Here is a 9,303-nt window from a genome sequence, read left to right on the forward strand (position 1 = left end):
CCACCGCCATCCGCACCCCCACCGCCAGCAGCAACAGACCGAAGAGGGGCCGCTGCCACGCGTCCGGCACCCCGCGCGCGAGCAGCTCCGTCAAGGCGAACGGCTCCTCCACCCCCGCGTGCCAGCCCACCACGCCCACCAGCACCGTGGCCACCAGCAGCGGCAGTGTGCCGGCGATCATGTAGGTCCGGAAGGTGCGCAGCGTTCGCGCCTCCGGCAGTGCCCGCGCGTCGCGGGAGACGAGCACGCTCGGCGGCACCAGCGTGGCGAGGAAGAAGGCGAGCATCAGCGCCAGGTCCTGCGCGCAGAAGAAGCCCAGCGTCGCGCTCTCGGTGAGCAGCAGCACGACGAGCGTGCTCCGGTCCAGTGACTGGTGGGGACCGGCCGCCACCAGTGCCAGGGTGAGCAGCGCGGTGAGCGTCAGCGCCAGCACGCTCGCTCCGTCCACGCCCATCCGGTAGACCATGCCGAGCAGCGGCACCCGGAACCACGCCTCCAGCAGCTGCGGCCCCGGCTGCCCGTCGCGGAAGAGAAGCACCACCCCGGCAGTCAGGGCCAGGGTGGATACCGCCACGCCCGTGGCCACCTGACGGGCCCGCGCGGGTTGCCGCACCCACCGCAGCGCCACCGCGCCCAGCGCCGGCAGCGCCACCAGCAACGAGAGAAGAGGAAGGGACGTCTGCATCACATGACTCCTGTCGACTGGCCGCCCGACGACTGCTTCGCGGGCGTCATCTCGGGCTGCTGCTCGGGATGGCCCTGCTCCTGGCGCGGCATCCAGCCGCTCAGTGCACCCACCCAGCGCCGCTCCGCCTTGTCAATCCACTGGCCCAGCCGCAGCAGGGGACCCAGCACCCACCGCTCGTGCATGACCTCCAGCGCGAAGCGCTCCAGGGCCAGGCGGTAGAAGCGCCGCAGCAGCCCCGCGGACAGCACCCGGTGCGCCACCGCGACGGTGGGAGGCTGTGCCGCGCGCAGGGCCGCGCGTCGCGCCTGCGCCTCGCGCAGGGCCGAAGGAGCCCGCAGGAGTTGCAGGCACCTCAGGCAGGCGTGCGCCACCAGGTGCACCAGCGCCAGCTTGTACAGCCCCAGACCCACCTCGGCGAACAGCAGGCCCACCTGGGTGAGAACGCCATAGGCCAGCGAGCTCTTCACGTCCGTCTGCACGCGCCACACCAGCGTGGCGTGCATGGCCGTCAACAGGCCCACCGCCACCAGGGCCCCGCGCGCCAGGGGTGCACGCTCCAGCAACGGCGCCACGCGCAGCAGCAGATACACGCCCGCGTGCACCGAGAGTGCTCCGTAGAAGAGGGCGCTGGAGGGCGTGGGCCCCTCCATCGCGCGAGGCAACCAGCTGCTGAAGGGCAGCTGCGCCGACTTGCCCATGGCCCCCAGCATCAGGCAGAGCGCCAGCACCGTGGCCGGCACCACTCCCAGCGCCACCGCCTCGCCCGGCCAGGCTCGCTCCCCGAGGGCCTCCGCCCACTCGGCCGTGCCCGTGAAGTGGTGCAGCAGCACCACGCCCACCAGCAGGCCCATGTCGCACAGCCGGTAGATGGTGAAGGCCCTCAGCCCCGAGCGCACCGGCGTCGCCCGCTCGTGGAAGAAGCCGATGAGCAGCACCGACGTGAGGCCCACCAGCTCCCAGCCCACGAAGAGCAGGTCGATGCTGCCGCTCTCCACCAGCACCAGCATTCCCAGGGTGAACAGGCACAGCAGCAGGAAGAACCGCGCGAAGCCCGGCTCGCGGTGCAGGTAGTTCACCGAGAACCGGCCGATGAGCAGGGTGATGGCGCTGGTGAGCACCATCATCGTCGCCGACAGCCGGTCGATCAGCAGCGAGACCCGGAAGGTGTAGTCCCCGGCGGAGAACCACCGGCCCACCTCCACCTCCAGCACGTCCCGGTGGTGCAGCACCAGGCTGGCCGCGGTCATCACCGAGCAGCCCAGCGACAGCCAGAGCGCTCCCAGCACCCAACGCACCATCGTGCGCTCGCTCGGCGCGCGGTGGACGAGCATCACGCCTCCCAGCACCACGAAGGCCAACAAGGGCCAGAGCGGCACGGCCGCCGCGATCCACCCGGGTTCGAGTTCAGTGAGCCGCATGGACGGATTCTCCGGAAGGTGAGAGGACGCGGCGCGCGGTGGGCGGGCCCGCCAGGGTCTTGTCGATCAGCGCCGGAGGCAGGAAGTCCCGGTGTCCGCGGTACCACTCGGGCGAGGAGGCCACCACGGGCAGGGGCGCGCTCGGCGGAGTGAGGGGCTGGAAGCCCCGGGGGGTGAAGCGCTGCTGCTCGCCCGTTTTCGGGTCCACGCTCACCAACTGCACCCACTCATTGCCGATGAGTTCGCGCAGCATCGGCTGGCGCGCGTAGATGGCCGACAGCAGCGCCACGCTCGCCTCCACGACGATGAGCAGGCGCACCGGCTCGTGGATTTCGATCATCTGTCGCGGCAGCCCGGTGCGCAGGTCACTCTCCACCCCGTCCATCACCCCGAGCAGGCCGGTGAGGTTGTGGGGCAGCTTCGTGCCGCAGCCGTAGCGGTCGTTGTCGACGCAGGAGAAGTAGTACTCCAGGTTGATGCCCGCGCCCACCGGGCCCACCGCGAGCAGGATGCGCTCGAGGATGGTGCCATGGGCGTCATCGCGGGTCGGGTCGTACGAGACGAGGAAGGCGCGCCGGTCCAGGAACAGGCCCCGGGTGAGGGCGCGGCGGCCCACGACGCACGAGGCGTTGGTGACATGGCCGAGCTCGGGGCGGGCCTGGCTGAGGTCCGCCGCGCGGCCCTCCACGTGCCGCAGCGCGGCGGCGGGGGAGAGGCTGAGCGGCGCGGACTCGAAGCGCCGGCAGCGCTCGTGCGCGGAGAGGGTGCGGGCGGTGTCCAGGGCCCCACGCAGCGCCGCGAGCTCGCCGTTGAGCGCCGCGGGTACGTGCTCGGTGTCGTAGAGCGCCACCTCGTCGTTGGTGGTGTTGTGCTGGCCACCGATGAACCAGGTGGACTCGGGGATGTGGATGCCGCGCTCGCGCAGCTTCGCCCGCACCTCGGGCCGGTTGGCCATCTCCGCGAAGAGGCGCGCGTTGGGGCCACCGTGGCGACCGCCGCAGGCCCCGCAGTCATAGGCGGACTGGTGCGGGTTGTTGACGCTCACCGCGCCGTGCCCCAGCAGCACCACCAGCGGGGCGAAGCCGTCCACCAGCCCGACGTTCTCCAGCGTGGCGGCCACCCGCGCCGCCTTCTCGGCGATGGTGAAGCCCCGGGCCTTCTCGCTGACGAGGACCGTCGTGGCCACCTCCTGCTCACGCAGGCTCGCCAGCCGTGTGCGTGGCGCCGGCAGCATCCTCGCGGAGAGCGCCCGGCGAATCCGGTCCACCCGGCGGGGGAAGAAGATGTGCAGGGGCAGCAGCAGCGCGGAGAGCAGGCCCAGCAGCGGCATCAGCAGCCAGCCGAACTCCAACGCGTGCGAGCTGTTGTGCAGCCAATGGTCGAAGCGGGCCCACAGGGCACGCAGGCGCGCGCGGTCCTCGGCCCGCTGTCCGTGCTCCGGGTGGGGGTGCTCCTCCACCACGTGCGCGGGGGTGACGACCACGGGGCATAGCGCGGCGGGCCTGGCGTCGTCCAGGCCATGGTAGTCGATGGCCACGCCGAAGAAGCCCGCCACGCCGAACGTCTCGTGTCGCGGGTCGAGCTCCTCGAGGTGCCGGCGGATGGCCTCCTCGCGGTCATCAATGCAGAACATCACCTGGAAGCGCGCGGCCTTCACCGTGCGCGCCGACTCCGGGCGGAGCCGGTTCTGGGCGACGCCCTGGACGATCTCCATCCGGTAGTGGTGCTCGTAGGCTTCCTGCCACACGCGGCGGCGGGCGTTCTCGTCGAAGCGCTCCAGCCACGCGAGCAGCGCCTGGCGCCGGTCCAGCGGGAAGTCGGCGAGCTCCAGCGCGGAGAGCCCCGCGAGCTGTAGGAGCTGGAAGAGGCGCCAGCTGCCTTCCTCCGCCGGGCGCTCCAGGGCCGGAGGCTGGTGGGCGGCCGCGCGCCGCGCCTGCTCCCTCAGTCCGGACAGGGGGCCCCGGTAGTCCAGCCGACGCCGGGCCACCGCGCGCAGGGCGTAGCGCTCCAGCGTGAGGCGCACGGCGAGGAAGTCCATGAGCCGCGCGGGAGGCGCCCCGACAGGACGATCCGCGGGGTTGTGCTCCAGCCGATGCATCATGCCGGCCCACCCGGGCAGGGCGAGCAGCACGCGGGTGACATAGGGCTCCCACTGGGCCTCGGGGACGCCGAGCTCATCGAGCGCGGCGAGCACCACGTCTCGAGCGGAGCGCCCGGCGTGCTCGGTCTGGCTCAGCTCTTCCTTCAGCCCCTCGAGCCAGTCGGGCAGCAGGCCGAGGCCGGTGCGCTTCATCACGGACCAGGCGGCGTACAGTCCGTGCTCCCGGTCCGGCATGTTCCAGTGCGACACGCCCTCGTCCAGGAAGGCCGAGCAGGCACGGATGAGCTGCGGGTTGACGAGGTCGTTCACGTCCTCCCCGGTCGCCGCGCGCAGCTCCTCGCGGTGGGTGCGCTCCTGGCCCGGCTCCAGCTTCTCCTCGGCCCCGGTCTTCGCCGGCATCAGCGGGGTGCGGCAGGCGGCCCAGAGGGCACTGACCGCGAAGGACTCGGGCTGCCGCTCCAGACGCTCTCGCAGCGAGCCCAGGCCCCCGCTTCCCCCGAAGGCGGTCGCGAGGGCGTCCACGGCGAGTGTCGCCTCCGCCTCCAGCCAGCCCTCCACGGTGAGCGCTGTCGTCCCTCCAAGCTGGCGCTTCACCTGCTGGACATAGGTGGCGGCGAGCGTGTCGGGGATTCCCAGCTCGCGCAGCGCGGCCTCGGGAGACATGGCCCGGCGGGGCTCGGCGGCGGCGGCGCGGATGGACACCCCCAGCGAGGGCTCCAGCAAGGCCACCGCCAGGTCCGTCATCGTCCAGTCTTGCCCCACCCGGTCCATCCACCCGCGCAGTCCCTCGGTGGAGCGCTTCAGCAGGCGCTGGCGCGCCGCCTCCGGCACGTCGGGCCGGAAGCGGTACGAGGCGGACAGCTCCGCCAGACGCCAGCGCAGGGAGGCGGCCGTCTCCTCCGGCAGCGGGTGGAGCAGGGCCAGCAGCTCCAGCTCCAGGCGCGAGAGCTGTACCGGCGCCATGTCCCCCTGCATCCCCCCCGCGTCCCGCTCGGCCAGGGCCGCCTTCAGGTCCTCGTCGGTGATGCGACCGCGCCGGTACAGCTCGCGGTAGCGCGACTCGGGAAGGTAGGCCTCGGTCTCGAACGTGGCGCTCGCGGTGGTCAGCGCCTCATGGAAGGGCAGGTGCTGGAAGGCGTGCAGCGTGTTGTGGTGGACGAACACGCCGATGGGACCCTGCGCTGGCAGCAGGTGGCCGGCGTGTGCCACGACAGCGTTCAGCCGCTGCCCGCGGTCCGCCGCGGGCGTGGGGGGGGAGTGGTTCATGGAGTGTGTCCGGAGAACGTGTTCAGGAAGAAAGTCCCACGGGGCTGGCGGGCCCCTTCTTGCGGGCGGACAGCGGGTGCGTGGAGAAGCTGCGGTGCTGCTCCAGCCCGCGGATGTGCAGGTGGCGACCCTGGCGGGAGAACTCGTCCTCCAGCTCGTGCAACCGCTCCATCACCGTATGGTCCACCAGCTTCGCGTCCGTCAGGTCCACTTCGATGTACTGGGCCTGGGAGTGGCTCGCCAGCCGCTTCTTGAGCTTGAGGAAGTTGGTGAAGACGGCCGCGTTCCGCACGTGCAGCACGACCCGGCCCTCCCCCGTGTTGCGCTCCTCGATCTCCGGCCGGAAGAGTCCCGTCAGCGACGCGCCGTTGAGCAGGTGCACCACCATCTTCAGGACGATGCCCGCGGCCACGCCCACCAGCAGGTCCGTGGCCAACGTCAGGACCAGCGTGAAGGCGAAGATGGCGAGCTGCTCGGCGCCGATGCGGAACGTCTTCACGAACTCGCTCGGCGAGGCCAGCCGCACGCCCGTGAAGACGAGCATGGCGGCCAGGGCGGCCAGCGGAATCCGGTGGATGAGCATGGGCGCGAACGCCACGAACAGCAGCAGGAACAGGCCGTGGAAGAAGTTGGACAGCCGGCTCTTGGCCCCATAGCCGATGTTGGCCGAGCTGCGGACGATCTCCGAGATCATCGGCAGGCCGCCCAACAGGCCCGCGAGCAGGTTGCCCGTGCCGGTGGCGAGCAGATCCTTGTCCAGGTCCGAGCGGCGCTTCTGGGGATCCAACATGTCCACCGCCTTGGCGCTCAGCAGCGATTCGATGCTGCCCACCAGCGCGAACATGGCGATGTACTTGAGCGACACCGCCGAGAAGACGGCGGAGAAGTCCGGGAAGGTGATGGCCGACAGCAGGTTGCCCGGCAGGTTCACCAGGAACCTGGGGCCCACCGGGAAGACACCGTGAGCGAAGGTGAAGGTGTGCTCGTGCTCCAGGTCGAAGGCGATGCCCATGGGGACGGCGAAGAGCAGCACCAGCAGGGGCGCCGGCACGCGCTTGAGGAACGTCACCCGCCTGGCGAGCACCGCGTGGCCAAAGAGGAGGATGAGGCTGACGACGCCGATGAAGGCGATCTCCGGATTCAGGTTGGCCACGCTGCGTGGCACCTCGGCCAGCAGGGCGAAGGGCTCCTTGGCCTTGGGCGCCACACCCAGCAGCGTGTGCAACTGCTTCGAGCAGATGATGACGCCGATGGCCGCGAGCATTCCGTGCACCACCGAGGACGGGAAGAAGTCCCCCAGCTTCCCGGTGCGCAGCAGCGCGAAGAGGATCTGCAGCACCGCCGCCACGACGATGGTCGCCAGCGCCCGACGGTAGCCGAGCTGCCCATCTCCCTCTCCCAGATCCGTCACCGCGCCCAGCGCGATGACGATGAGACCCGCGGCGGGTCCCTTGATGGTCAGCCGCGCGCTGCCCAGCCAGGAGGAAATCAGGCCTCCGACCACCGCCGTGAGGATGCCGGACACGGGAGGAAAGCCGCTCGCCATGGCGATGCCCAGACACAGGGGCAGGGCGATGAGGAAGACGAGGAAGCCGGAGACGATGTCGCTCTTCCAACTACGGCCGTCCGCGGGCTCGGGGGAACTGGCGGCAACGGGCGGGAGCTTCTGCTGCATGGGCTGAACCTCCTGAATTCGTGCAGGCCGGTGGCTCCACGGAGGCCACACCTGTTGTTCAGGGGTAAAGCAGGGCCCGTGCCAGCCCCGTTGAGAGGGCAATCCTCCGCGAGCGCACGGGGCATTGCGCCCCGTGGGGGCATTCCGCCCCCTTGAACCAGGGCGGGACGATGCTGAAGTGGTAGGGCCTTCGGGTCCCGGGAACATTCCAGCGGGAACGCGCCCCCTGCTTGTCCGCCAGGACCTGCTCCAGCGCCTGCCGCTGCTTCGCTCTCCAGGCGTGCGCCCTACCTGGGCGCGGACGGGGCATTTCGCCTCGTGGGGCATTCCGCCCCGCGCCAGCGGACATCTCGCCCCGAGGAGGTGCCCGCTGGCACGAGCCCTGCTTCTGGCTCTGGTCCGCCTCCTTCCTGCCGTGCCCCTGTCCCAGTCACCCCTCCAACCCCCTCTGAAAATGGACCAGGGCGGGACGGAGTGTTCTGGAAGAATGTATGAAGCTTGCCCGGAAGCTCATCTTCGCCCTGGTGCTGCTCGCCTTCGCGGTCATCGCGGGACTGGAGACGGTGGAGGCACGGCGGGAGCTGTCCCGCGCCGCGCAGGACATGCGGCATGATCATCGCCTGCTCGGCCACACGCTGGGGGGCTCTTTCGTCCGGGCCTGGGAGCTGGAGGGCGAGGAGCAGGCGCTGACGCTGCTGGCGCAGGCCAACCGCTTCCAGGAACAGGTGCGGTTGAGCTGGCTCTGGCTGGACTCGGCGGAGGCGGCGGGCCTGTCGCCCGAGCAGCGGGCGATCCTGCTCGCGGGGAAGGATCTCTCCTTCGTGGATGACCGGCGGGTGCCGGGCCTGCTGCGCTCCTTCACCCCGGTGGAGATCGGCCCGAGGCGGGGCACCATCGAGATCACCGAGCCCCTCACGGAGCAGCGCCTGCACGTGCGCCAGACGGTGGTGGGCACCGCGGTGGCCATCGGCGCTCTGACCCTGACCTTCCTGCTGGTGGCCATGGCCATGGGGCAACGACTGGTGGGCCGCCCGGTGAATCAGCTCGTGGGACTGGCACGGCGCATCGGCCAGGGTGACCTGGAGGCGCGGGTGTACCTCCCGCAGAAGGACGAGCTGGCCACCCTGGCCGACGCGATGAACCAGATGGCCGGAGCGCTGGCGAGCGCACGCGCGCAGGTGGCCCAGGAGACGGCGGCGCGCCTGGCCACGCTCGAGCACCTGCGGCACGCGGACCGTCTGAGCACGGTGGGCAAGCTCGCCTCCGGCGTGGCGCACGAGCTGGGTACCCCGCTCAACGTGGTGCTCGGCCGAGCGAAGATGATCTCCTCCGGCGAGGCCGAGGGAGACGAGACGCGGGAGTGCGCCCGCATCATCGGCGAGCAGGCCCAGCACATGACGGACATCATCCGCTATCTGCTGGACTTCGCCCGTCGGCGCGCACCCCAGCGGGCCCCGGAGAATCTGGTCGAGCTGGTGGAGCGGACGCTCCAGTTGCTCCAGCCCATGGCGGCGCGGCGCGACATCGTCCTGGCCTGCGAGGCGTCGGGTCCGTTGAATCTGGAGGTTGACGCCGGGAAGATCCGGCATGCGCTCACCAACCTGGTGGTCAATGGCCTCCAGGCGATGAAGCGCCCGGGCACACTGCGGGTGAGGCTGGGGCGGGCGCGGGCCCTCCCGCCGACGGAGTTCGGCGGTCCGGAGGCGGAGTGGGTGAGGATGGACGTGATGGACGAGGGCGAGGGCATTTCCCCGGAATTGCTCCCCCGGGTCTTCGAGCCCTTCTTCACCACCAAGGATGTAGGCGAGGGAACGGGCCTCGGGCTGTCCGTCTCCTATGGGCTCATCAGGGACCATGGAGGATGGATATCCGCGAGCAGCGAGCCCGGGCGGGGGAGCTGCTTCTCCATCTTCCTTCCACCCGAGGGTAGGGACGCACAGGAGGCCGAGACATGAGCGCGACGAAGGGGCGCATCCTGGTCGTCGAGGACGAGCGCGAGATGCGTGCGCTGCTGGAGAAGGGCCTGACCCGCCGGGGCTTCGTCCCCACGGTGCGAGGGCGCGCCGATGAGGCCTTCCCCCTGCTGGAGACGGAGGACTTCGACACCGTCCTCACGGACCTGCGAATGCCGGGCATGGACGGTCTGGCGCTGTGC

General features: G+C 70.8%; 6 protein-coding genes. 2 read left to right on the top strand and 4 right to left on the bottom strand.

Features of this window, described 5'->3' with window-relative positions:
• The 4 genes from VF794_RS40280 to VF794_RS40295 all read right to left on the bottom strand — a co-directional run.
• A partial coding sequence (locus tag VF794_RS40280) for a hypothetical protein (RefSeq protein ID WP_331119132.1) occupies positions 1–685 on the bottom strand: 685 nt, incomplete at its 3' end.
• Positions 685–2,106, bottom strand: a complete 1,422-nt coding sequence (locus tag VF794_RS40285; RefSeq protein ID WP_331119134.1) for an NADH-quinone oxidoreductase subunit L — start codon at positions 2,104–2,106, stop codon at positions 685–687. The genes VF794_RS40280 and VF794_RS40285, both read right to left, overlap by 1 nt.
• Entirely contained in the window at positions 2,093–5,473 is a 3,381-nt protein-coding gene (locus tag VF794_RS40290; RefSeq protein WP_331119136.1) for a DUF2309 domain-containing protein, read from the bottom strand. The genes VF794_RS40285 and VF794_RS40290 overlap by 14 nt, the downstream gene beginning before the upstream one ends.
• 22 nt (positions 5,474–5,495) lie before the next feature.
• Positions 5,496–7,148, bottom strand: coding sequence for a SulP family inorganic anion transporter (locus tag VF794_RS40295; RefSeq protein ID WP_331119138.1), 1,653 nt, complete (start codon positions 7,146–7,148; stop codon positions 5,496–5,498).
• Between the two features lie 491 nt (positions 7,149–7,639).
• Between VF794_RS40295 and VF794_RS40300 the strand changes: the two genes are divergently transcribed.
• The gene (locus VF794_RS40300) at positions 7,640–9,103 is read left to right on the top strand and encodes a sensor histidine kinase (protein WP_331119140.1); all 1,464 of its coding nucleotides are present in this window, start codon (positions 7,640–7,642) and stop codon (positions 9,101–9,103) included.
• The coding region (locus VF794_RS40305; RefSeq protein ID WP_331119142.1) for a response regulator at positions 9,100–9,303 on the top strand (204 nt) is incomplete at its 3' end. The genes VF794_RS40300 and VF794_RS40305, both read left to right, overlap by 4 nt.

The organism is Archangium sp., from assembly GCF_036389735.1.
Taxonomy (GTDB): domain Bacteria; phylum Myxococcota; class Myxococcia; order Myxococcales; family Myxococcaceae; genus Archangium.

Coding starts and splice junctions, on each gene's coding strand:
- VF794_RS40285 (WP_331119134.1), bottom strand. CDS start 2,106: ATGCGGCTCACTGAACTCGAACCCGGGTGGATCGCGGCGGCCGTGCCG.
- VF794_RS40290 (WP_331119136.1), bottom strand. CDS start 5,473: ATGAACCACTCCCCCCCCACGCCCGCGGCGGACCGCGGGCAGCGGCTG.
- VF794_RS40295 (WP_331119138.1), bottom strand. CDS start 7,148: ATGCAGCAGAAGCTCCCGCCCGTTGCCGCCAGTTCCCCCGAGCCCGCG.
- VF794_RS40300 (WP_331119140.1), top strand. CDS start 7,640: ATGAAGCTTGCCCGGAAGCTCATCTTCGCCCTGGTGCTGCTCGCCTTC.